At 46.0% G+C, this 22,280-nt stretch carries 27 protein-coding genes; 21 read left to right on the top strand and 6 right to left on the bottom strand.

Features of this window, described 5'->3' with window-relative positions:
* Window positions 1-71: 71 nt before the first annotated feature.
* Window positions 72-281, bottom strand: coding sequence for a YrzA family protein (locus tag CYJ37_RS14410; RefSeq protein WP_009796258.1), 210 nt, complete (start codon window positions 279-281; stop codon window positions 72-74).
* A 216-nt stretch (window positions 282-497) separates the two neighbouring features.
* Here CYJ37_RS14410 and CYJ37_RS14405 point away from each other — a divergent pair, with 216 nt between their 5' ends.
* From CYJ37_RS14405 to CYJ37_RS14380, 6 genes are all read left to right on the top strand, one after another.
* A complete protein-coding gene (locus tag CYJ37_RS14405) occupies window positions 498-1,136 on the top strand; it encodes a class I SAM-dependent methyltransferase (protein ID WP_101550377.1) in 639 nt (212 codons plus the stop codon).
* A gap of 15 nt (window positions 1,137-1,151) precedes the next feature.
* Window positions 1,152-1,856 carry a 5'-methylthioadenosine/S-adenosylhomocysteine nucleosidase gene (gene mtnN, locus CYJ37_RS14400; protein WP_009796256.1) on the top strand — a complete coding sequence of 235 codons (705 nt, stop codon included), beginning with the start codon at window positions 1,152-1,154 and terminating at the stop codon, window positions 1,854-1,856.
* A gap of 28 nt (window positions 1,857-1,884) precedes the next feature.
* Complete coding sequence (locus CYJ37_RS14395) at window positions 1,885-2,808, top strand: PLP-dependent cysteine synthase family protein (RefSeq protein ID WP_101550375.1); 924 nt, start codon at window positions 1,885-1,887, stop codon at window positions 2,806-2,808.
* A gap of 1 nt (window position 2,809) precedes the next feature.
* Window positions 2,810-3,946, top strand: a complete 1,137-nt coding sequence (locus CYJ37_RS14390; protein ID WP_101550373.1) for a bifunctional cystathionine gamma-lyase/homocysteine desulfhydrase — start codon at window positions 2,810-2,812, stop codon at window positions 3,944-3,946.
* 124 nt (window positions 3,947-4,070) lie between these two features.
* A complete protein-coding gene (locus CYJ37_RS14385) occupies window positions 4,071-4,331 on the top strand; it encodes a YrhC family protein (RefSeq protein WP_009796253.1) in 261 nt (86 codons plus the stop codon).
* A gap of 450 nt (window positions 4,332-4,781) precedes the next feature.
* Window positions 4,782-4,922, top strand: coding sequence for a YrzI family small protein (locus CYJ37_RS14380; RefSeq protein WP_101550371.1), 141 nt, complete (start codon window positions 4,782-4,784; stop codon window positions 4,920-4,922).
* A 639-nt stretch (window positions 4,923-5,561) separates the two neighbouring features.
* Here CYJ37_RS14380 and CYJ37_RS27310 read toward each other — a convergent pair.
* Complete coding sequence (locus CYJ37_RS27310; protein ID WP_009796249.1) at window positions 5,562-5,726, bottom strand: hypothetical protein; 165 nt, start codon at window positions 5,724-5,726, stop codon at window positions 5,562-5,564.
* A gap of 193 nt (window positions 5,727-5,919) precedes the next feature.
* On the opposite strand from CYJ37_RS27310, the gene sigK reads away from it, so the two are divergent.
* The gene (gene sigK, locus CYJ37_RS14375; protein ID WP_009796248.1) at window positions 5,920-6,642 is read left to right on the top strand and encodes an RNA polymerase sporulation sigma factor SigK; all 723 of its coding nucleotides are present in this window, start codon (window positions 5,920-5,922) and stop codon (window positions 6,640-6,642) included.
* 41 nt (window positions 6,643-6,683) lie between these two features.
* Here the strand turns inward: sigK and CYJ37_RS14370 are convergent, their stop codons facing one another.
* Entirely contained in the window at window positions 6,684-7,652 is a 969-nt protein-coding gene (locus CYJ37_RS14370) for a F510_1955 family glycosylhydrolase (protein WP_101550369.1), read from the bottom strand.
* Window positions 7,653-8,141: 489 nt separating this feature from the next.
* On the opposite strand from CYJ37_RS14370, the gene CYJ37_RS27305 reads away from it, so the two are divergent.
* Both CYJ37_RS27305 and CYJ37_RS14360 read left to right on the top strand, forming a co-directional pair.
* Window positions 8,142-8,282 carry a hypothetical protein gene (locus CYJ37_RS27305; protein ID WP_009796244.1) on the top strand — a complete coding sequence of 47 codons (141 nt, stop codon included), beginning with the start codon at window positions 8,142-8,144 and terminating at the stop codon, window positions 8,280-8,282.
* A 107-nt stretch (window positions 8,283-8,389) separates the two neighbouring features.
* Entirely contained in the window at window positions 8,390-10,186 is a 1,797-nt protein-coding gene (locus tag CYJ37_RS14360; RefSeq protein ID WP_101550366.1) for a M3 family oligoendopeptidase, read from the top strand.
* Window positions 10,187-10,239: 53 nt separating this feature from the next.
* On the opposite strand, the gene pssA is transcribed toward CYJ37_RS14360, so the two are convergent.
* Window positions 10,240-10,779, bottom strand: a complete 540-nt coding sequence (gene pssA, locus CYJ37_RS14355) for a CDP-diacylglycerol--serine O-phosphatidyltransferase (RefSeq protein ID WP_101550364.1) — start codon at window positions 10,777-10,779, stop codon at window positions 10,240-10,242.
* 125 nt (window positions 10,780-10,904) lie between these two features.
* Here pssA and CYJ37_RS14350 point away from each other — a divergent pair, with 125 nt between their 5' ends.
* A complete protein-coding gene (locus CYJ37_RS14350; protein ID WP_035403641.1) occupies window positions 10,905-11,690 on the top strand; it encodes a phosphatidylserine decarboxylase in 786 nt (261 codons plus the stop codon).
* Between the two features lie 91 nt (window positions 11,691-11,781).
* Here CYJ37_RS14350 and CYJ37_RS14345 read toward each other — a convergent pair whose 3' ends face one another.
* Window positions 11,782-11,922: a sporulation histidine kinase inhibitor Sda gene (locus tag CYJ37_RS14345; RefSeq protein WP_009796240.1), complete on the bottom strand. Its 141-nt coding sequence runs from the start codon at window positions 11,920-11,922 to the stop codon at window positions 11,782-11,784.
* 551 nt (window positions 11,923-12,473) lie between these two features.
* On the opposite strand from CYJ37_RS14345, the gene CYJ37_RS14340 reads away from it, so the two are divergent.
* Genes CYJ37_RS14340 through CYJ37_RS14305 form a run of 8 tightly spaced genes read left to right on the top strand, consistent with a single transcriptional unit; the run spans window position 12,474 to window position 17,512 of the window.
* Window positions 12,474-12,989 (top strand): YqeG family HAD IIIA-type phosphatase, encoded by a 516-nt coding sequence (locus CYJ37_RS14340; protein ID WP_101550594.1) that lies wholly within the window; start codon window positions 12,474-12,476, stop codon window positions 12,987-12,989.
* Between the two features lie 3 nt (window positions 12,990-12,992).
* Complete coding sequence (yqeH, locus tag CYJ37_RS14335; RefSeq protein ID WP_009796237.1) at window positions 12,993-14,096, top strand: ribosome biogenesis GTPase YqeH; 1,104 nt, start codon at window positions 12,993-12,995, stop codon at window positions 14,094-14,096.
* 18 nt (window positions 14,097-14,114) lie between these two features.
* Window positions 14,115-14,954, top strand: coding sequence for a shikimate dehydrogenase (gene aroE, locus CYJ37_RS14330; RefSeq protein ID WP_009796236.1), 840 nt, complete (start codon window positions 14,115-14,117; stop codon window positions 14,952-14,954).
* Entirely contained in the window at window positions 14,948-15,238 is a 291-nt protein-coding gene (yhbY, locus tag CYJ37_RS14325; protein WP_101550362.1) for a ribosome assembly RNA-binding protein YhbY, read from the top strand. The genes aroE and yhbY overlap by 7 nt, the downstream gene beginning before the upstream one ends.
* 45 nt (window positions 15,239-15,283) lie before the next feature.
* A complete protein-coding gene (locus CYJ37_RS14320; RefSeq protein WP_101550360.1) occupies window positions 15,284-15,853 on the top strand; it encodes a nicotinate-nucleotide adenylyltransferase in 570 nt (189 codons plus the stop codon).
* A complete protein-coding gene (gene yqeK / locus CYJ37_RS14315) occupies window positions 15,843-16,412 on the top strand; it encodes a bis(5'-nucleosyl)-tetraphosphatase (symmetrical) YqeK (protein ID WP_101550358.1) in 570 nt (189 codons plus the stop codon). Before CYJ37_RS14320 ends, yqeK begins: the two co-directional genes overlap by 11 nt.
* Window positions 16,413-16,769, top strand: a complete 357-nt coding sequence (rsfS, locus tag CYJ37_RS14310; RefSeq protein WP_009796232.1) for a ribosome silencing factor — start codon at window positions 16,413-16,415, stop codon at window positions 16,767-16,769.
* Complete coding sequence (locus CYJ37_RS14305; RefSeq protein ID WP_101550356.1) at window positions 16,766-17,512, top strand: class I SAM-dependent DNA methyltransferase; 747 nt, start codon at window positions 16,766-16,768, stop codon at window positions 17,510-17,512. The genes rsfS and CYJ37_RS14305 overlap by 4 nt, the downstream gene beginning before the upstream one ends.
* A 109-nt stretch (window positions 17,513-17,621) precedes the next feature.
* Here the strand turns inward: CYJ37_RS14305 and comER are convergent, their stop codons facing one another.
* The gene (comER, locus tag CYJ37_RS14300; protein WP_101550354.1) at window positions 17,622-18,446 is read right to left on the bottom strand and encodes a late competence protein ComER; all 825 of its coding nucleotides are present in this window, start codon (window positions 18,444-18,446) and stop codon (window positions 17,622-17,624) included.
* Between the two features lie 84 nt (window positions 18,447-18,530).
* Here comER and CYJ37_RS14295 point away from each other — a divergent pair, with 84 nt between their 5' ends.
* The 3 genes from CYJ37_RS14295 to CYJ37_RS14285 all read left to right on the top strand — a co-directional run bounded on the left by CYJ37_RS14295 (window position 18,531) and on the right by CYJ37_RS14285 (window position 22,191).
* Complete coding sequence (locus CYJ37_RS14295) at window positions 18,531-19,175, top strand: helix-hairpin-helix domain-containing protein (RefSeq protein ID WP_101550352.1); 645 nt, start codon at window positions 18,531-18,533, stop codon at window positions 19,173-19,175.
* An 83-nt stretch (window positions 19,176-19,258) separates the two neighbouring features.
* On the top strand, window positions 19,259-19,846 hold the full coding sequence (locus tag CYJ37_RS14290) for a ComE operon protein 2 (RefSeq protein WP_009796227.1): 588 nt from the start codon (window positions 19,259-19,261) through the stop codon (window positions 19,844-19,846).
* Window positions 19,847-19,863: 17 nt separating this feature from the next.
* Entirely contained in the window at window positions 19,864-22,191 is a 2,328-nt protein-coding gene (locus tag CYJ37_RS14285) for a DNA internalization-related competence protein ComEC/Rec2 (protein WP_101550350.1), read from the top strand.
* Window positions 22,192-22,280 lie beyond the last annotated feature (89 nt).

Genomic DNA, 22,280 nt, shown 5'->3' with positions numbered 1-22,280 from the left:
ACGAAAAAAGCCTAAAGGAAAAACCGGCCCGCCGGGTGATCTGTATAAACAGATTGCCGGGGGGCCGGTTTTTATTTATGTTTAGATTTAAAGAGAACGACGGCAGAAAAGTAAGTCCTTCCGTTCTCATCCACATGCATTTGATGGGAGACATGGTGGACAGTCAGCAGGATCGCTTTGTTTACTTCAATCTGATCGTTTATTTTCTTCTCCAGGTCCTTTAATTTCTCCGCCTCAAAAAATTCAACCTTATCTTCAATCATATCAAATTGAAAGTTCATGAGAATCTTCCCTTCTTGCTTTGTCACCCTTATTTTACAGGAAGTTCCGCAGATTTTGTACAGGCCTGCCCAGATTTGGGAAAGGATTGTGCAGAAAGTTCCTGGATGATTTCTGTTGAATAAAAAAATAGTCTGTGATAAATTGAGAACAAGTCACTTTTTAATTCATAGTATACTTATAGGATTTATGAGTATACAAAAACAGGAGTGAAAAAAATGGGGAAAGAATTTATTGAGCTGTTTGAGCAATGGGCGGATTCATACGATGACAGTGTGACCGGACATGATCTTGAATATAAAGAGGTTTTCAGAAATTATGAAGGGATCCTGGATGCAGTAGCCGGCCGCGCATCGGGTCATGTACTGGAGTTCGGCCCGGGGACTGGCAACCTGACGGCAAAGCTCCTGGAAAAAGGGCTCCGGGTAACTGGTGCTGAGCCTTCTCCTGCCATGAGGAAGATTGCGAGGGAAAAGCTTGGGGGGCAGGCGTCTATCGTAGAGGGAGATTTTCTATCCTATCCTGATAAGGATCCGGTCAATACGATTGTGTCTACTTATGCTTTCCACCATTTGACCGATGCAGAAAAGAACGAAGCGGTTGCATCATATAGCCACCTGCTTGCGATAGGTGGTAAAATAGTTTTTGCGGATACAATGTATGAGTCTGAAGAAGCCTATAAGAAAGCGATATCAGATGCAGAAGACCAAGGCTTCCACAATCTTGCAGAGGATCTGCAGCGTGAATATTACACAACCATCCCGGTCCTTAGAGGGATATTGGAACAGAATGGTTTTAAGGCAAGTTTTTCCCGCTGCAATGACTTTGTCTGGCTGATGGAAGGTGAAAAAATTTAAGAAAGAGGTTCTATCATGAAAATAGCAATCATTGGAGCAATGGAAGAAGAAGTGACTCTATTAAGGGAAAATATTTCAGAGGCAGCAGCAGAAACGATTGCCGGCTGTGAATTCACTTCAGGAAAAATGGATGGAGCCGAGGTTATCCTCCTTCGCTCCGGGATCGGCAAAGTAAATGCGGCAATGTCCAGTGCCATTCTTCTCGAACGCTTCAAGCCCGACTATATTATCAATACAGGATCAGCCGGGGGCTTCAATCCTGAGCTTAATGTCGGAGATGTGGTCATTTCCACGGAAGTCCGCCACCATGATGTCGATGTTACGGCGTTCGGCTACGAATACGGACAGGTGCCCCAGCTGCCTGCAGCATTCGAGGCAGATCAGGATCTTATCAGGATTGCCGAGGACTGTGCCAGGGAAATCAGCGATATACAAACTGTAAGGGGCCTGATTGCAACTGGCGATTCCTTCATGAGTGATCATGAGCGTGTCGAGGCAATAAGGACAAAATTTACGGATCTGCAGGCTGTAGAAATGGAGGCAGCAGCAATCGCACAGGTTTCATACCAATTTGGAACTCCATTTGTGGTCATCCGGTCTTTATCAGATATAGCGGGGAAAGAATCTGATGTTTCATTCGATCAGTTCCTGGAGAAAGCGGCCCTGCATTCAGCAAATCTCGTTATGAAAATCGTTTCTTCGCTTAAAGAGAAAGCATAAGGAAGGCGAAAAAAGGGAGAGAGCCTCTTTGAAAGTTTTTAAAAGTGTCCATGAGCTTATTGGAAATACACCGATCATAGAGCTTCAGCATTTCGAAGTGCCTGAAGGAGTCAGGCTGTTTGCCAAGCTGGAGTTCATGAATCCCGGAGGCAGTGTGAAGGACCGTCTCGGGATGGAGCTTCTGAATGAAGCGTTTGAAAGCGGCAAGCTGAAAAAAGGCGGTACGGTAGTTGAGCCTACAGCAGGAAATACCGGGATTGGCCTTGCTCTGGCAGCCCTGAATAAAGGCATTAGCGTGAAAGTAATCGTACCTGAGAAATTCAGCCTGGAAAAGCAGGACTTGATGCGGGCTTTGGGAGCGGAGGTTATCAATACTCCGACTGAGCTTGGAATGAAAGGCGCAATCGCAAAGGCTGATGAACTATTGAAGGAAATTCCGGGCTCCTACTGTCCAAGGCAGTTCGGCAATCCGGCCAACCCTGAAACCTACTATAAGACGCTTGGCCCCGAAATTTGGGAGCAGATGGCCGGAAACGTTGATGTGTTTGTGGCAGGAGCAGGCACTGGCGGAACTTTCATGGGAACGGCAAGATACTTAAGGGAACAAAATCCTGATATCAAAACCGTCATTGTGGAGCCCGAGGGATCTATTTTGAATGGCGGAGAATCAGGGCCGCATAAAACGGAGGGCATCGGCATGGAATTTTTGCCGGATTATATGGATGAAGCCTATTTCAGCAGCATCCATACTGTCCTTGATGCAGATGCGTTCAGGCTTGTGAAGGAGGCTGCAGAAAAAGAAGGTCTCCTGGTCGGGAGCTCTTCAGGCGCCGCCCTCCATGCAGCGCTGGCTGAAGCGAAGGAAGCAGCACCGGGGACGAATATCATCATGATATTCCCTGACAGCAGTGAACGCTATTTGAGCAAGAAGATTTACGAAGGAGGCATTTAATATGAAAAGAAAAACAAAACTCATACACGGCGGGATTGCAGGAGACCCGCATACTGGGGCCGTCAATATCCCAATATATCAGGTAAGCACATATAAGCAGGAAGGTGTCGGGGGACATAAGGGCTTTGAATATTCCAGGACAGGAAACCCGACAAGGCATGCGCTTGAAGAGCTGATCAAGGACCTTGAAGGAGGCGCGGCAGGATTTGCCTTCGGTTCCGGCATGGCAGCCATTACAGCCGTTATGATGCTGTTCGACAGCGGTGACCATGTCATCATGACAGATGACGTATACGGAGGCACCTACCGCGTTATGTCCAAAGTACTTAACCGTTTTGGGATAGAGTCATCATTTGTAGATACAAGCAATCTTGACAACATTGAAGCTGAAATTAAGCCCAATACAAAGGCTGTCTATCTTGAGACGCCGACAAACCCTCTTCTTAAAATCACAGACATTGAAGGGGCTGCAGCAGCTGCAAAGAAGCATGGCCTGCTGACTATCGTCGATAATACATTCTCAACTCCATACTGGCAGACACCGATCAGTCTTGGGGCGGATATTGTCCTTCACAGCGCCACCAAATATATCGGAGGCCACAGTGACGTAGTAGCCGGCCTCGTAGTCGTGAACAGCAGCAAGCTGGCAGAGGATCTTCATTTTGTCCAGAACTCCACAGGTGGGGTGCTTGGCCCGCAGGACAGCTGGCTGCTGATGCGCGGAATCAAGACGCTTGGGGTGCGCATGGAAGAAACAGAAGAAAACACAAAAGCAATTGTTGAATTCCTGCAGAACCACCCCTCTGTAAGCAAGGTTTACTATCCTGGCATTGAATCGCATCCAAACCATGAAGTGGCCAAAAAACAGGCACAGGGCTTTGGCGGAATGGTCTCATTTGATGTCGGCAGCGAAGAGAATGCCGACAGGCTCCTCAGCAAGGTAAAGTACTTCACCCTGGCAGAGAGCCTTGGAGCAGTTGAAAGCCTCATCTCAGTGCCGGCCAGGATGACGCATGCATCCATCCCACCGGAGCGCCGTGCTGAACTCGGCATAACAGACGGGCTTGTACGTATTTCTGTCGGACTTGAAGATAGTGAAGACCTGATTGAAGACTTGAAAAACGCACTGGAAAAGTAAAACAGCGGAGAGCCTGAATAGGGCTCTCCTTTTTATTAGACAGTAATTTAACAGATATTTACATCGAATAGCTGCCATAATTATGTTATGGTAGATGCATAGCTTAGAAAAGTAGGTGAACGCATTGAAGACGCATGCAAAACAGCTTTATCAGAAAATGGTAGATTATAAGAGGTTTGCAATTGCTTTACTGGCAGTCGGCGCGTTTTTCTATTTGGGTGTGATCATTCCGCAGGAAGCGAAGGAAGCTTTCAGCCTTAATATCATGGCTGCTGCTTCAATGGTGTTTCTGCTTGGTTCTATATATTTCTTCTCAGTTTCCAGAAAGCTGCGGAGCAAGCTCAGCGAGATGGATGAAGGCGAAGAATTTCTGATGAAAAAATAAAGATTTATAGATAGCAGGGTTCGGGGTGATATACTCCGAGCCCTTTTACTTTTTATAAAGCTTATCCTGATACTTCCCAATGCTATTCTCCTTGCTTTTTTACAGCTGCCTGATAAGAAAAAAATAAAAATTAAAAAAAAGGCAGATTTTAGGTTTACAAAAGGATTAAAAGTGGATATACTTACCAATGTAAGCGAATATTTCTGGAAAAAGGAGGCTGAACGAAATGATCAATGTAATTGTAATGAAGTCAAAAACAACTAAATTTAACACGTATTCAGCCTTAAAGGAATGGAACGCTTAATTTCAATGCATAGCATAAATTAGCATATCCGTGCCGCAGGGTGAATCGTGCCCTGCGGCTTTTTATGTCTATTTGAAGGCCGCAGGGGATAATCCTCTGCGGCCTTTTTGCGTGCCCGCAGGATATGACAAGGGAGGTGAGACATTATGACACTTAATATTCTATTTTTATCCATTACGATCAGAAAGCGAACGATGACTGCGGAAGAAATTATGATGCAGGAGCAAGCCAAAAAGATCCATGACCAAAACAAAGATCGCCAATATTCAATCTACCGTCCATTTTAATCTTTAATGAAAAAATACTTCGCGAAAGGTGGAATTTTAGATGATTTATTTAATGCAGGGCCGTCAAGCAATCTTTTGGGTGGAGAAGGACTCCACCTAACTGTTCGGTTGGGAGGAATGAATGATGCTATTGAACGTATTGCTGCTGACATTGCATTTTCGGAAAAAGGCCGCTAAAAAACAAGGTTAACAAAACTTTCACAACAAGGGCGCTGTCATGATGCTTCCCTATGGTAAATTCAAGTCAGGAAATAACAAACCAAGGGAGTGCTGACCATGTTCATGATTGTAATGGGATTGGTAGTCTGCTGTGCAGCCGGCCTGATCATCTCAGCCGAGGTAGGGGCGGAGTGACTGAAAAGAAGCACAAGCGGGACTGGGGGGATACCCAGGGACCTGCTTGTGCTTTTTTTGAGCAGCGAATTGGGAATTGTGAGCCGGGATCACAATTTTGCTTTATTCCGGAAATAGCGGTTCCAGCGGAGTGAGGTAGGACCACTATTCTGCCTTAATTCGGAAATACTGGTTCCAGCGGAGTGAGGTAGGACCACTATTCTGCTTTAATTCGGAGATAGTGGTTCCAGCGGAGTGAGGTAGGACCACTATTCTGCTTCATCCGGGAAAAATCCCCGCTTAAGCTTATTTCTCTCTCTCCGGACGCTTCCACAGATAAAACGTCAAGCCGGCAGTCGCTGCCAGCAGGAAGAGCCCCCTTGCCGAAATCCCTTCAAAGATAAACTCCGCTGCGGTTGATAATAAGACTATAATAAGAACCAATAAAATGATTAATTTTTGCGGTGACATAACTTAACCTCTTTCATATCATGTCCTTATATTTTATAGAGAATAAGCTGTTTTGTCTAATGCTGTACAGCTGGCCGGGCAGCACTGCCCGGCATGATTGTTTGGAAAAATATATGTGGGACAGACAAAACATGGCTTGCGCTTTCATAGGAATTAGTTATAGGCAATAGTCCTAGAAAGCGGGGGTGCATTTATGTCAGGAATTGCAACAGCACTTGGCTATTTGGTAAAGGAGATTGTTTTCCTTGTCTCTTATGTAAAAAACAATGCTTTTCCCCAGCCGCTCTCAGCTGCCGACGAGAGGAAGTATCTGCGGCTCATGGCGGAAGGCGATGCCCATGCACGCAATATGCTGATTGAACATAATCTGCGGCTTGTGGCGCATATTGTGAAAAAATTTGAAAACACGGGAGAGGATTCAGAAGATCTCATTTCTATAGGCACCATCGGTCTGATCAAGGCGATCGAAAGCTATTCGGAAGGGAAAGGCACAAAGCTTGCAACCTATGCCGCACGCTGTATCGAAAATGAAATCCTCATGCATCTCAGGGCCCTTAAGAAAACAAAGAAGGATGTTTCTCTCCATGATCCGATCGGCCAGGATAAAGAAGGAAATGAAATCTCCCTGATTGATGTGCTGAAGTCTGAGTCGGAGGATGTTATTAACACGATTCAGCTGAATATGGAACTGGAGAAGGTTAAGGAGTATATTGATGTGCTGGATGACCGGGAGAAAGAAGTCATCATCGGCAGATTCGGGCTTGATTTAAAGAAAGAAAAGACCCAGAGGGAAATTGCCAAGGAGCTCGGGATATCGAGGAGCTATGTATCCAGGATTGAGAAGCGGGCGCTCATGAAAATGTTCCACGAATTTTACCGGGCAGAAAAAGAGAAAAGAAAAAGCGGGGATAAATAATCCCTGCTTAACAGGAAGGGCACTGGAGATAGTGCTCTTCTTTATTTAATTCTTCCGTTCTTCAGCAGCTGGTTCCAATGTGCTCCGGAATCAGCAGATTCGTATATATCATATAAATAGGTGGAAAACGAGATGGTGCCGGCTTTCTTATAATTGGCAGCAATATAAGTAATCGGGTTGTCATAACTCAGAAAAGGGATATCAAGCCCCTCAGTTTCCAAACTGGCAAGGTCAAGGCTTTTTAAAAGGATTTTTTCATTTTCTACTGAAGAATAGATCAGACGGTCCTCCGTAAATGCCAGTGCAGTTGTCATGACAGGATCTGAGACTCTTTGGACCGTCTTTCCGAAATCATTGGACAGGAAGATCCCTGAGCGGGTAGACATGGCCATCATGCCTTCCTTTGAAGGGTGGACAGCTATCATTCCTAGAGTATCAGACTCCATTCCTTCCAATTCCACCGGCTCCCAGTTCTCTCCTTTATCAGTGGAACGGAAAACACCGGCACCAAGCTCTGATTCAGGCTCCTGGCTTATGATATACAGGGTCTCTCCGCTGAAGCCTGCGGCCACGAAGTAAAACTGGTCTTTGCCGTAAAACTTGATTTGTGACAGGGTAGCTCCTTTATCATCGCTCTTGATAATGCCGAGCGGGCTTCTTAGTCCAGCTCCTTCTGCAGGCTTTCCGCTTGAGATAAATCCGTTTTCGACTGCCTGGAAGCCCGTATACATATGCTTGTTTTTATTTTGCTCAAACCATTGTCCGTCTTTATAGAACTTCAGGCCATCTTCTTCTGCTGTATAAAGCGCGTCATCATTACCAGGATAGCCAAGGCCATAAATATTGCTGATTTGCTGTTTTTCTGCCTTTTTAATGTCATAAGCTTCCTCTGTCACTTCCTGCTCCTTCTCCTGGCTGCTGTTTTGCTCCTCTTTTTCAGGGGTGCATCCAGTCAGCATGATGAGAATGGTGAAGGAAAACAGGAGAATTAATGCTATTCTCAGCTTCATTGTATCCACTCCAGCTATGTATAGTCAGCGCACAGGCTTCCCAATAAGCCTGTGCGCTGACAATATTATATCAGAAAAGACATAAAAGAGCCTAAAGATGCCATATGCTTGTCCATTTGAAAATCTGTACTTCTATAGGAAGGAGAAACTTTATGAGTGCCCCGTGCTTTTTTGCCGATCTGAGATGGTGATTTTTATTTTTCCGCATCCTCCGCAAAGAGAGCAGGTTTTCTTGAACAGCCTGCAAGCTGAAGACCGGCCTGTTCCTTTGCATCTCCGGCAGATGGAAATGATCTTCATGGAATACCCCCCGTTCCAGTGAGCTATAATGCAGGGTATTCACCCGGCCATGAATTGCTACAAATTTGTGCTCTTTTTAGCGGAAACCGGCATGTTTGCCCAAACAGGGGCATTTGTACAGCATAAAATACATCAGAAAGTCTGAATATTTTCATCTGGAAGCTTAGTCTGAAGGGAGGTAAGGGAGCAGTGTATTATCCATATCCGTACTATCCGCCGCCTCCGCCAGTGCCTTATTACAGGGCAGGTGGCGCATGGTATGCGCTGATTGTCGTACTCCTGATCCTGCTGATCGTGTTCGGGGGATGGACCTATTATGGCAACTGCTAGCAGCGATGGGGAAGGTGGACCGGCCTTCCCTTATAATCATGCATATTGATAGAAATTTCGGAAAAATAAACCTATAATAGACTAGAATACATAAGGGGGGACTTGCAATGGCAACAGCTTTATATTCAGAAGTTTGGGATTTGGATGTTTTTTTCGAAGGGGGAAGCTCCTCCGGGGATTTTGCCGTACATATAGATCAGACAAAACAGCTGATCGATGAATTTATCGCATTGACAGAAGGCTGGCAGCCATCATCGGCAGAGCAGGATCAGCAGACGCTGCTGAATCTGATCGGGAAATTTGAAAGCACCACCAAGAAACTGCGCCAGGCAGGAGCCTTTGTAAGCTGCCTTGAAGCACAGAATATGGCTGACAGCAAAGCCAATGAGCTCCGTGCTGCAGTCACAGTACTAAGTGCAGGATTTCAGAATGCGCTGACTGATTTTGACGAGAAGCTGGCCGGTTTTTCTGACGAGGACTGGAAGCAGCTCCTGCAGGCGGATGGATTGTCAGAGCTCGAGTTCGTCCTGACAGAGCGCCGGGAAAGGGCAGCCGAAAAGCTGTCCAAGCAGGAGGAATCCCTCATCAATGCACTCGGTATCGACGGGTATCACAGCTGGGGGCAGATGTATGATGTAATCGTCGGAAAAATCAGGATTCCTTTCAGTGATAAAGGGCAGGAACAGCTTTTGTCTGTCGGCCAGGCAGCCAATAAATTTTCAAGCCCGGAAAGAAGTGTCCGGAAGAATGTATTTAAAGAATGGGAAAATGCCTGGGACAAAGAACAGGATTATCTGGCAAAGACACTAAATCATCTTGCCGGCTTCAGGCTGAATGTTTACAAAATGCGCGGCTGGGACGATGTTCTGAAAGAGCCGCTTGAAATCAACAGGATGAAAAAAGAAACACTGGATGCAATGTGGGGAGTTATCTCCAAAAACAAACAGCCGCTGGTAAAATTCCTGAACCGTAAGGCAAGCCTGCTTGGGCTTGAAAAACTCAGCTGGTATGATCTTGATGCTCCGCTTGGTTCTACAGAGACTAAGGTGCCTTATCAGGAGGGAGCGGAATTCATTCTGGATCATTTCTCTAAATTTGGCGGGGAAATGACCTCATTCTCAAAAATGGCATTCGAAAATAAGTGGATCGAGGCTGAGGACCGTCCCGGCAAGCGTCCAGGAGGTTTCCATACTTACTTCCCTGAAAGCAGCCAGTCCAGAATTTTCATGACCTATTCCGGGACTCCTTCAAACGTGTCCACGCTTGCGCATGAACTGGGCCACGGCTTCCATACTTATGCCATGAAAGATCTGCATCCGCTTAACAGGAATTACAGCATGAATGTCGCGGAGACGGCTTCTACCTTTGCTGAAATGATCGTGGCTGACGCAGCGGTTAAAAATGCGGCAACAGAAGAGGAAAAGCTGGCCCTGCTGGAGGACAAAATTCAGCGTTCTGTGGCACTCCTGATGAATATCCATGCCCGTTTCCTTTTCGAAACAAGCTTTTACAATGAGCGCAAAAATGGCATGGTAAGCGGCAGGCGCCTTAATGAACTGATGCTCAATGCCCAAAAAGAAGCCTACGCCAATGCTCTGGATGAGTATCATCCGTCATTCTGGTCATCTAAGCTTCACTTCTATATTACCGGGGTTCCGTTTTATAATTTCCCTTATACATTCGGATATCTTTTCTCCCTTGGCATTTATGCTAATGCACTGGAAGAAGGCAAAGGGTATGAAGAAAAATATATCAGCCTGCTTAAAGATACAGCTTCCATGACAGTCGAGGATCTGGCGATGAAGCATTTGAATGCAGATTTGACTAAGCCTGATTTCTGGGAAAAAGCTGTAAAGCTGTGTATGGACGATGTAGAAGAATTCCTGAATCTGACTGAAAAGTGATAACAAAGAAAACCGCACATATTCTGTGCGGTTTTTTAAATACAATTTAGCTTTTACATTTTCTTCAGCCTGAATGGGCTGATCATCAGAAGGGAAAGGAGCATCATGAGGTATAAATAAAAATGCTGAGGAAAGTATGGGACAGCAAGAAAACTGAGTGTGGCCAGGCAGCCTGCCGCGGTAATTGGCAGCCCGGTAAAATAGCCGGTATTCTCTGAAATATTGAAGCGGGCCAGCCTGAAAGCACCGCATGCTATATAAAAGACGGTGAAAAAGGAGCCGGGAGCCCCGAAATCAAACAGAACAGATTGATAAATGAGTAACGCCGGTGCCACGCCAAATGATATAATATCACTCATGGAATCCAGCTGTTTGCCAAGCTCTGATTCAATATTCAGCTTTCTGGCCACCATGCCGTCAAAGCGGTCGGCAAGCGCAGCGATAAAAATGAGCAAAAGGCTGAGATTCAGGCTGCCCTTAAGGCTGTAAATGATGGCAAAACCGCCGAGCGAAAGATTTAGAAGTGTTAAAGCATTCGCTGTCTGGGTCTTTAATTTTTTGACCGTGCTGTCAAAAACCTCCAATAAGAACAATCTCTTCACTCCTTATAAGCCGGAAAGGATACAACTTATTTTCGATTTGTTATATAATAATATTTTATTTTAAGTCTTTTATGCATGTACGTAAAGAGCATTCTCAAACACTGGAGGCTGAAACCTTGATTCGTCCAATATATCGAATGTTCATTGAACTTACTAACGGCAAAGGAACCTCTGCACTTCTGCGCAGGTTTGCACGCTCGAAAAAGAGCCGCATCATGATTCGGCCATTTTCAAATGCCTATAATATTAATATGGAAGAAATGGACAGGTCCATCGACGAATATCCTACACTTCACGACTTCTTCATCCGGCAGCTGAAGGGAGGGCTGCGCCCGGCGGACGCAAGTCCGGCTGCTGCAAGCAGCCCGGTTGATGCAGTGATCGAAGATATTGGGATCATTCAGGATGACCACATGATCACCGTAAAAGGAAAGGTCTATTCCATTGAAGAAATGCTTGGCAATCAGGATGCCCTGGGGAAATACAGGAATGGTCATTATATGATTTTTTACTTAAGCCCGAGCCATTATCACCGCATTCACAGCCCGGTGACAGGGACTGTAGAAGGGCAATGGACCCTGGGCGGCAAATCCTATCCAGTCAATAAGCATGGACTGAAATATGGTAAAGCTCCCCTATCCAAAAATTATCGTACTGTTACCGAGGTAGCACACGCTTTTGGCCATCTGGCCATTGTTAAGGTTGGCGCGATGTTTGTCAATACTATTGAAGCGACACATAGAGGAGAACAGCTTGAAAAAGGAAAAGAAATGGCTTATTTCTCCTTTGGGTCGACCGTGGTCCTTCTATTTGAAGCAGGCACCTTCAAGCCTGCGGACAATCTTCAGCTTCCAGCGCATATCAAGGTCGGGGAAGCAATAGGGGAATTTGTGCAGCAGTGATTCCTGATATATAGAGCAAAGCAAAAGGGTGAGCCCTGGGCTCACCCTCTGTTCTTTCATGCTGTCTGGAATGTGTATGTATCATTGTTGTTTAAGAGGAAACCCTTATCTTATGTGTCAATGAACGCCTGTGGATTTCTGTTTCAATCAGGCGGATGAAGTCCGGGCTGAGGTTCAGCTCCCTGGCTTTAAAATAAGATTCAATCAGCAGTTCGTCCGACAGCTTGCGCATTTAAATCCGTACCTCCTGTCCGGTAAAATAACGGTTCTAAAAAGCATATTTATATACATATAATGTAAGATGTTTTGTTGTACCCTTACTCTATCAGAAATAAACGGCAGGAACAACCGTTCTGATTATCCACATAGACCGGTGGATAACCTGTGATTATTTTGTTTATAAAGGGGAAAATATTATATAAAACATAGTGGGTTTTGTGAATAAAGTTATCCACATGCTGGAAGCGCTTTGAATTTTGTCGAAAAATATTTAGTTGTTTTTTGGAATGGCCTTGTCATTGCTTCATGCTGATTTTGGCCTCATTCCTGTGAAACTCTGTTTCACACGCATTTCAGCACAGCTGAATATCCGGCTCAAATGAGCCCAAAATCAACAACAATGTTTAAGATAACCTTTGGAATAAAGACGAGCATCTATTTGCAGCCTGTTAGGCATCTTTTTAGAAATGGATCACTCTTTGCAAGATTTATTTTGAACTGGCGGTTAAAATTGGGTATGATGGATACATTGCAAAAATGGATGAAAATAATGAGGTGTTTTCAATGTTAAAGCATTTTTTGCCTGATCAGCATGTTAAGAATATATTTGAAATAACACCCGAAAGCCTTAAGGCAAAGGGAGTAAAGGGGATCATCACTGACCTGGACAATACGCTTGTTGAGTGGGACAGGCCTCTTGCTACCCCGAAGCTTATCAAATGGTTTGAGGAAATGAAGCATCAGAATATTAAGGTGACAATTGTTTCGAATAATAAAGAAAACCGTGTAAAGGCCTTTTCTGAGCCCCTGGGCATTCCGTTCATCTTCCAGGCGCGCAAGCCGATGACAAGGGCATTTAACAGGGCCTTGGGTGAAATGGGCCTGAAAAAAGAAGAAACTGTTGTCATAGGTGACCAGCTGCTGACTGATGTTCTAGGCGGCAACAGGAGCGGGTTCCATACGATCCTTGTCGTCCCGGTTGCCCAGACGGACGGATTTGTAACAAGATTTAACCGCAAAGTCGAAAGGCGGATTCTAAATTGGTTCAGAAAAAAAGGCAAGATTCAATGGGAGGATTAATGCGTGAGTGAACAATATGTATGTATAGGCTGCGGAGTGAAGGTCCAGACAGAAAATCCCGAGGAGCTCGGCTACGCGCCAAAATCAGCTTTAGAGAAAGAGGCGATTGTCTGCCAGCGCTGTTTCCGCCTCAAGCATTATAATGAGGTCCAGGATGTCAGCTTAACTGATGATGATTTTCTTAAAATACTGAATGAAATCGGAAGAAGCGATGCTCTGATCGTCAAGATTGTCGATATCTTTGATTTCAATGGAAGCTGGCTTCCGGGGCTGCATCGTTTTACAGGGAACAACAAGGTTCTTTTGGTCGGCAATAAAGCAGATCTGCTTCCAAAATCAGTGAAGCGGAATAAACTGATCAACTGGATGAAGCAGGAGTCGAAAAATCTGGGGCTCCGGCCGGAAGATGTGTTCCTTGTCAGTGCTGCGAAAGGGCAGTCGATCCAGGAGGTGGCTTCTGCGATAGATGAGTACAGGGAAGGCAAGGACGTGTATGTAGTCGGCTGTACAAATGTCGGCAAATCAACCTTCATCAACCGGATCCTTAAGGAGGTAACAGGAGAAGGGGATATCATCACCACTTCTCATTTTCCAGGGACAACTTTGGATATTATCGAGATACCTTTAGAGGACGGCAAAGCTCTTGTTGATACACCGGGCATCATCAACCATCATCAGATGGCCCACTTTGTCGATAAGCGTGACTTTAAGGTGATTATGCCTAAGAAGGAAATCAAGCCAAAGGTATATCAGCTTAATGAAGGGCAGACCTTATTTTTTGGCGGCCTGGCGCGCTTTGATTTTATCAGCGGAAGCAGACAGGCATTCATTTGCCACGTATCCAACGAAATCAATATCCATCGCACAAAGCTTGAGAATGCAGATGAACTGTATGAGAAGCACGCAGGGGAAATGCTGACGCCGCCCCGCCCTGAACAGATGGATGAATTTCCTGAGCTTGTCAGGCATGAATTCACTGTCAAGGAAGGGAAAACCGATATTGTGATTTCTGGTTTGGGCTGGGTTACAGTGAGTGAGCCGGGAACGAAGGTTGCCGCTTATGTACCAAAAGGAGTGCAGGCGATGGTAAGGAAATCCCTGATTTAACAGAAAGGGGAGAGGGACTTGAAAAAGCTCTTTGCTGTAATCGGCGATCCGATTGGCCACTCAATGTCGCCGGCGATGCATAATGATCTGTTTGGTATATATGGACTGGATGCCTGCTATGTTCCGCTAAAAGTCAGACGGGAAGATTTAGGGGACGCAGTGAAGGGGCTCCGGGCAATCGGGGTTGCAGGGTTTAATGTCACTGTACCCCATAAAACAGAAATCATGCCATTCCTGGATGAAATCGATCAGCTGGCAGAGGCAATCGGGGCGGTGAATACTGTCCTTAATAAAGATGGGAAATTGATTGGGTACAACACGGATGGGGAGGGCTATGTAAGAGGCCTCGCTTCTGAGGTGCCTGATTTCAGCCGGAAAAAAATCCTGATTGCCGGAGCAGGCGGAGCGGCAAAGGCAATCTATTATACGCTCGCACAAAAAGGCGTTCAGGCAATAGATATCTGCAATCGGACAGCGGCAAAGGCGGAGGCTCTTGCGGATAAATGCCCCTTTCCTGTCAGAACGGATGCTTTAGGCTTTCAGCAGGCAGAAGAAAAACTGGCTGAGTATGATATCATCATCCAGACAACACCGATCGGCATGCTGCCCGACGTAAATGCATTGCCCTTTGGACTATATAATCTGAAGGCCGGTGCTTTTGTCAGCGATATAATATATAACCCGCTTGAAACCAAATTTTTGCGGGAAGCTAAAAACAAAGGTGCATCCATCCAGAATGGCCTGAAAATGTTTGTCTGTCAGGGGGCATTGGCCTTTGAAAGGTGGACTGGAACCTTTCCGGATACAGACAGGATGGAAGCAGGCGTTATTACACAACTGGGAGGACAAACATGTTAACAGGAAAACAAAAAAGATTATTGCGCTCAAAAGCACATCACTTGAACCCGATTTTTCAGGTTGGAAAAGGCGGGGTGAACGAAAATATGATATCACAGATCGGGGAAGCGCTCGAGGCAAGGGAATTGCTGAAGGTAAGCATCCTGCAGAACTGTGATGAAGATAGAGACGAAGTGGCTGAGAAGCTCGTTAAAGGGACTAAAGCAGAGCTGGTGCAGATCATCGGCAATATGATCGTCATTTATAAAGAATCAAAAGAAAACAAACAAATCCAGCTGCCATAATGAAGGCATGTTTGCAGCCAAGAGGCGGCATAAGGAGGACTGCAGGTGAAGAGGATCGGCATTCTTGGAGGTACATTCAATCCTCCCCATCATGGCCATCTGCTGATTGCAAATGAGGTGCTCCATTCCCTTTCATTGGACAAGGTCTGGTTTATGCCAAACCAGGATCCCCCGCATAAAAAGAAGTCTTCAGCTGCATCTGATCAAGCAAGGGTAGAAATGCTGGAGCTTGCAATTGAGGGGCACCCGCGCTTTGAAATCCAGACGATTGAAATGGAACGCGGGGGGCCATCCTACACTTATGATACAATGAAGCTGCTTAAAGAGCAGAATAAGGATACCGAATTCTATTTTATCATCGGGGCTGATATGATTGAGTATCTGCCGAAGTGGTATAAAATAAATGACCTCCTTGAGCTTGCCGTCTTTGCCGGCGTCGGCAGGCCTTCCTATAGCAGCCGTACTGACTATCCGGTTGTCCCGGTTGATGTGCCGCAGATGGATGTTTCATCGAGCATGATCAGGGAAAGGCTCAGCCAGGGAGATACCGTGCGCTATCTAATTCCGGAAAGCGTCAGGAAGTATATTGAGGAGAATCGTTTGTATGGATCGTGAATTTTATCTAAAAATAGTAAAGAAACAGTTAACAGAACACCGCTACCAGCATACAATCGGTGTGATGGAAACAGCAATCGGCCTTGCCCGCACCTTTGGGGCTGATATCAAGAAGGCTGAAACGGCAGCTATTCTCCATGATTATGCCAAGTTCCGCCCGAAGGATGAAATGAAGAGGATTATCATAGTGCAAAAAATGCCTGAGGAGCTCCTTATGTACAACAGCGAGCTTTGGCATGCCCCTGCTGGTGCCTACCTTGCTGAAACAGAGGCAGGGGTGACCGATCCTGAAATCCTGGATGCAATCCGGTATCATACGTCAGGAAGGCCGCAAATGCCCTTACTTGATAAAATCATTTATCTCGCCGACTATATTGAACCCGGCCGGCATTTTCCGGGTGTGGATGAAGTCCGGAAACTGGCTGAAACAGATCTTGATTCAGCCTTAATAAAAGCAATGCAGAATACAATCACGTTTTTAATGAAGAAGAATCAGCCGGTGTTTCCGCTGACTTTTCTGTCGTATAATGATCTTGTAATGAAAAAGGAGACTGATTAAATGAGTGAACGCGCCTTATTAGATATGGCTGTAAAAGCAGCCGATGATAAACGAGCAGAAGATATTGTGGTATTGAATATGAAAGGGATTTCCCTCATCTCAGATTATTTTCTGATTTGCCACGGTAATTCTGATAAGCAAGTCCAGGCAATCGCCCGTGAAATGAAAGAAAAGAGCGAAGAGCTTGGCTATACAGTCAACCGGATGGAAGGATTTGACGAGGCGAGATGGATACTCGTTGACCTCGGGGATGTTGTAGCCCATGTTTTCCATAAGGATGAGAGAAGCTATTATAACTTAGAACGCCTGTGGGGCGATGCACCTTCAGTGGATGTCCAGAGCGTGCTTGGACAATGACCTATGGGAAGTTCGCCTACCTTTATGATGCACTGATGAAGGATGTGCCTTATGAAGGCTGGGTGGAAACAGTAAAAAGCAGTACGGAGAAGTACAGGATTGAAGGGAAGCGCCTTCTTGATCTTGCCTGCGGCACCGGGGAGCTTTCTGTCCGTCTCGCACAAGCCGGATACGATGTAACCGGAGTTGATTTATCGGAGGATATGCTCGCTGTCGCCCAGGCAAAAGCGATGGAGCAGGGGGCAGATATCTCTTTCTATCAGCAGGACATGTCAGAACTCGAGGGGCTTGGCGAGTATGATATTGCAGGGATCTTCTGTGACTCCCTGAACTATCTTCAGAGCGAAAAAGAGGTTGAGCAGACATTCGAAAGTGTGGGAAGGCACCTGAAGGAAGGCGGTTTGTTCATCTTTGATGTGCATTCAGTCTATAAGATGGAGCATATCTTCAGGGATCAGACCTTTGCCTTGAATGAAGATGAAATCTCTTATATATGGGAATGCTTCCCTGGGGAGCATCCTTTCAGTGTTGAACATGAATTGACTTTCTTTCAGCTGGACCCTTCGCTCATGAAATATGACAGATATGATGAGCTCCATCTGCAGCGCACTTATCCTATAGATATCTATAAAGACTGGCTTTTAAAAGCAGGGTTTACCCTGCTGGAAATAACAGCGGATTTTGAGACCGAGCTCCCGGCGCAAGAGTCGGAAAGGATCTTTTTCATTTGCCGCAAAAACTAGCAAAAGCCGCTCCCATGGGGGGCGGCTTTTGCTTTTTTTCGTATTCCTGTAAGGCTGTTCAAAAAAAGTCAGCGGCAGCAGAAGGAATTTTGAAAGGAAGCAGAGAATGTTAATGGACAGTGAACTGTTTTTTGACCTGTGTAAGATCTTCCTCGAATTTAGAATGTGTTGCCTGGAACACATGCCGAAAAACATCACCTAATTCCTTCTCCAGCACCTTTATTCCTTCACCGGTTATTCCTCCTTTAACACAGACCTTCCGCTGAAGGGCAGGAAGGGTATAATGCCCCTTTTTCAGCAGCTCTCCCATCCCGATCAGCATTTCGCTGGCAAGAACAGTGGCAGTCTCCCGATTTATTTTTGTTTCCGCAACGGCCGCATTAATGAATTGCTGTGTCAGATAACTGAAAAATGCAGGTCCGCAGCTTACGATGTCAGATGATACCCTTGTTATTTCTTCTTCTATTTCCACAGGCTTGGCAATGGCCTCGATAAGCGGCATGAGTTTCTGCTTCCATTCATCCCTGAAATGCTCCCCGTAAGTAACAAGAGCCACACCTGCGTGTGCCCTGTTGGTGATGCTTGGAATCACCCGTGCTGCTGAACAGGGGACAAAAGATTCGAGCTGTTCGGCGCTGATAGGGCTTGTTATTGAAATCACGCAATCCGCATCACTTAAATATGGCCGGATTTCCTGGATCACATCCGCAAAATCATGAGGCTTCACACAAATGAAAATCAAATCCGAATTGGCAGCCGTTTCGGCTGCTCCCTCCGCAAGTTTCAGGCCGCTGTACTCTTTCTGTATCTCTGCCGCTTTCTCCAAAGTTCTGTTTGTAATCGTCACAGAGGAGGGAGGAACGGCTTTGGCATCAAGCAAGGCCTGGATAAGAATTTTCCCCATATTCCCTGTACCGATAAATCCGACATTCATAAATAACCCTCCTTTGACAGCAAGATATCTCATATAACGATATGAAATTGAAAACTCAAATATACCTTGAAAGGGGATGCGATCATGCTGGATTGGATCAAGCGCCGCCCGCTGGCTGGGATTGGTGCGGCTTTCTTATTAATTTTGCTGTTTTATTTTTTTCTTCAGGGAAACAAAGGGGATGGTGACCCGCTTGAAAGTCTGCAGATGGAGGAGGAGCTGGAGTCATTGCCTGGCCTGGGGGAGGAAGAGGAAAAAGAAAAAGAAAAAGAAAAAGAAGCTGCTCCGCCTGTCATTAAGGTTGATGTGAAGGGGAGTGTGAGGAACCCGGGTTTATATGAAGCAGCTGACGGAGAGCGTGTGGCTGATCTTATTCAGAAGGCAGGGGGGCTGACAGAAAACGCAGATGAGGCCCGGATAAACTTTGCCCAGAGAGTGGGCGATGAAATGGTTATTTACGTACCGGAGGAGGGGGAGGAATTGTCAGGTGGAACTGAACCAGCACAGGCTATCAGTGCAGCCTCGGGAGAAGATGGAATGGTAAATATCAACAGTGCGGGGAGTGAGGAGCTTCAGGATATTCCGGGGATTGGCCCATCAAAAGCAGCTGCCATCATTGAGTACAGGGAAACGGAAGGTCCGTTCCAGTCGCTTGAGGACTTGATGCAGATTAGCGGGATAGGTGAAAAAACCTTTGAAAAGCTTAAATCTTATATAAAATTGAAATGAGCCTCATTGACGTGCTTTTGAAAAAGAGATTAAACTTGTACCAGGAGATTATTCTATAACAAAGAGATTTTAGGAGGAGAAAAATGGAACAGCGTTTATCATGGGACCAATATTTTATGGCTCAAAGCCATTTGCTGGCTTTAAGGAGCACATGTACAAGGCTGGCAGTCGGGGCTACAATTGTCCGCGACAAACGCATCATTGCAGGCGGATACAACGGTTCGATAGCAGGAGGAGACCATTGCATCGACCACGGCTGCTATGTCATCGATAATCATTGCGTCAGGACTATACATGCTGAGATGAACAGCATCCTGCAATGTGCCAAATTCGGTGTGCCCACTGCAGGAGCGGATATTTATGTCACGCATTTCCCATGCCTTCAATGCTGCAAGGCTATCATACAGGCTGGCATTGCAACAGTGTATTACGCTGAAGCCTACAAAAACCATCCGTATGCAATTGAGCTGTTTGAACAGGCAGGCGTCAGGGTGGAGCAGGTAATGCACAAAGAAATTTCTCTCGAATTTAACCGTGCGGAAAAGGCTGAATATATTAAAAACCTGTTGGAAGAGATGAAGCAAAACGGGACAGACCATGAGCGGATTGATAAACTTCAGGCAGAAGCCGGGGAGCTTTTTGGAACCGGGGCTGGCATTACAGCTAAGTAACTGGACTGGAGGTATCAGTGAAGGGGAATTCTTTTTATTTTGCTGCTGCTGCCCTGGCTGGACTGGTGATCGTGCTGGAAGGGAACATAGCATTATCGCTATTTGCCGTATTCCTTATGTGCCTATTTGCACTAATAAAACGATTCTCAAAAATGTTGATTCTTCTTTTATTTATTACGCTGCTGATATTTGCCTGCAGAGGTTATTTTGCAGAAAAGGGAAATCACAGTGTATTAAGCGGAGCCGAGAAAACGTTTCAGCTGGAGCTGTCAGAAATGAAGATTGATGGAAACAGCCTTTCTGTAAACTCACGCGACAGAAAGACAGGGGAAAAACTGCTTCTTGCCTATAAGCTGGATTCACAGAAAGAAAAGCAGCTGCTGCGGAACAATCTGGTTCCAGGGCTGGTATGCCGCGTGGATGGCATTCTCGAAAAGCCCATGCAGGCAGCTAATCCGAATGGATTTGACTACAGGCTTTATCTGGAAAGAAAGCAGACGTTCTGGATTCTTGAAGCTGATTCGCTGATGCTCAGCCGGTGTTCCGGCACGGCAAGCCATCCTGTTGCAAAAATAAAGAGGCTGAGGCAGTCAGGGATCGCTTATATTGAAACGGAATTCCCCGGGAGCCTTGCACCGCTGGCAGCCGCCCTTGTTTTTGGAGAAAGGGGCCTGATGGACACCAGTCTGCTGAAGGACTATCAGAAGCTCGGCATTGTGCATCTTCTGGCGATATCCGGCCTTCATGTCGGCCTCCTGGCAGCCATGATCCTTTATATAGGGAAAAGAGCAGGCGTCCCCAGTAAAAGGATGAAATTCCTGCTGCTGCTGTTCTTGCCGGTTTACGCCGTCCTGACCGGCGGGGCTCCTTCTGTCACCAGGGCTGTACTGATGTTGATGTGTATGCTGATCTATTCGCTGGCTGCAAGAGGAAAGAAGAAGCTTCAGCCGATTGATGCCGTAAGCTCTGTTTTTGCCGTTTGCCTTTTCTTCTCCCCTCATATAGTCTACGAACCCGGATTTCAGCTGTCTTTTTGTGTCAGCTTTGTCCTTATTATCTCAGCTCCCTCAATCTTTAAAAATCTGAACCACTGGATATCCCAAAGCGTGGCTGTTTCATTGGCTGCCCAGCTTGCATCCGCCCCGATCATTCTCTTCTTCTTTTATGAGATATCGCTTTTCGCTCTCTTCGCAAATCTTCTTTACATCCCCTTTTTTTCATTTATCCTCTTGCCTGGCATCCTGCTGGGATTCCTTTTGCATTTACTTTCAGGTGGGAATGCCGGCATGATCCTGCAGGTGCTTGAGTGGAGCGCAGGTATGGCCAATTTGGCCGCCGGAAAGCTCGGATCATTGCCTGGTGCTGTGTTGGTGCTGGGGAAGCCATCCGGGCCTGCTTTGGCCATGTATATAACAGGAGTACCAGCATTATTGATCATATGGGAAAGGAAGAAAGAGCACTTTACCCTTAAAATGGCCGCAGGCATGCTGTTGCTTTTCTCCTTTCAGCCATTGGAACAAAAATTCTCTCCAAAAGGGGAAATCACCTTTCTGGATGTAGGGCAGGGTGACAGCATTTTGGTTTCCCTGCCCTATGGCAAGGGAGATTATTTAATCGATACAGGCGGCAGGCTTCAGTTTGAAACCGATGAATGGGAAAAAAGAAAAGATATATTTGATCCAGGGAAGGATATTGTGGTGCCATTTTTGAAGAGCAGAGGAATTTCCCGGCTGGACAGACTGATCCTGACCCATGGGGATGCTGATCATATAGGGGGAGCAGCTGGTGTGCTGGATGAGATTAAAATCAATGAAATCGTCTTCCCTAGAGGAGGTGAGGGCGGGGAGCTTGAAAATTTGCTGATCCAGCGGGCGGATGAACTGTCCATACCAGTGGTCTATGCTGAATCAGGGAGCGGATGGCAGGCTGGCAGCAGCAGCTTCCAAATCATCTCCCCCATCCAGGGCAGAGAATATGGAAGTAAAAACGATGGTTCTCTTGTCATCCTGGCGAAAGCCGGAGGGTTGCGCTGGCTTTTTACAGGCGACCTTGAGGAGGAAGGAGAAGGCAGGATCATCCAAAAATATCCTCATTTAAAGGCAGATATACTCAAAGCGGGGCACCATGGAAGCAATTCCTCCAGTTCGAGCCAGTTTCTGCGGCAAATTGAGCCTAAAGCGGCCGTCATCTCTGCCGGGAGGAACAATCGGTATGGGCATCCTCACCAAGAAGTACTTTCAAGATTGAGTTCAGAGAAAATAAAAATCTTGAGAACTGATATTCATGGGGCAATTACCTACACATTTACCGAAAAGGCAGGAACGTTTTCCTTCAAGCTCCCATAATATAAGATTAAGAAAGCCCTTCCCATTCACCGCAGGCTTCATAAGCAGAAATGAAAAGAGACTGCATGTGTATGCAGTCTCCATAAATT

It is taken from the genome of Bacillus sp. UMB0728 (assembly GCF_002858875.1).
Lineage (GTDB): Bacteria > Bacillota > Bacilli > Bacillales > Cytobacillaceae > Bacillus_AB > Bacillus_AB infantis.
Note: the sequence above shows the minus strand (reverse complement) of the source record. Positions and strands in the feature narration are given on the sequence as shown.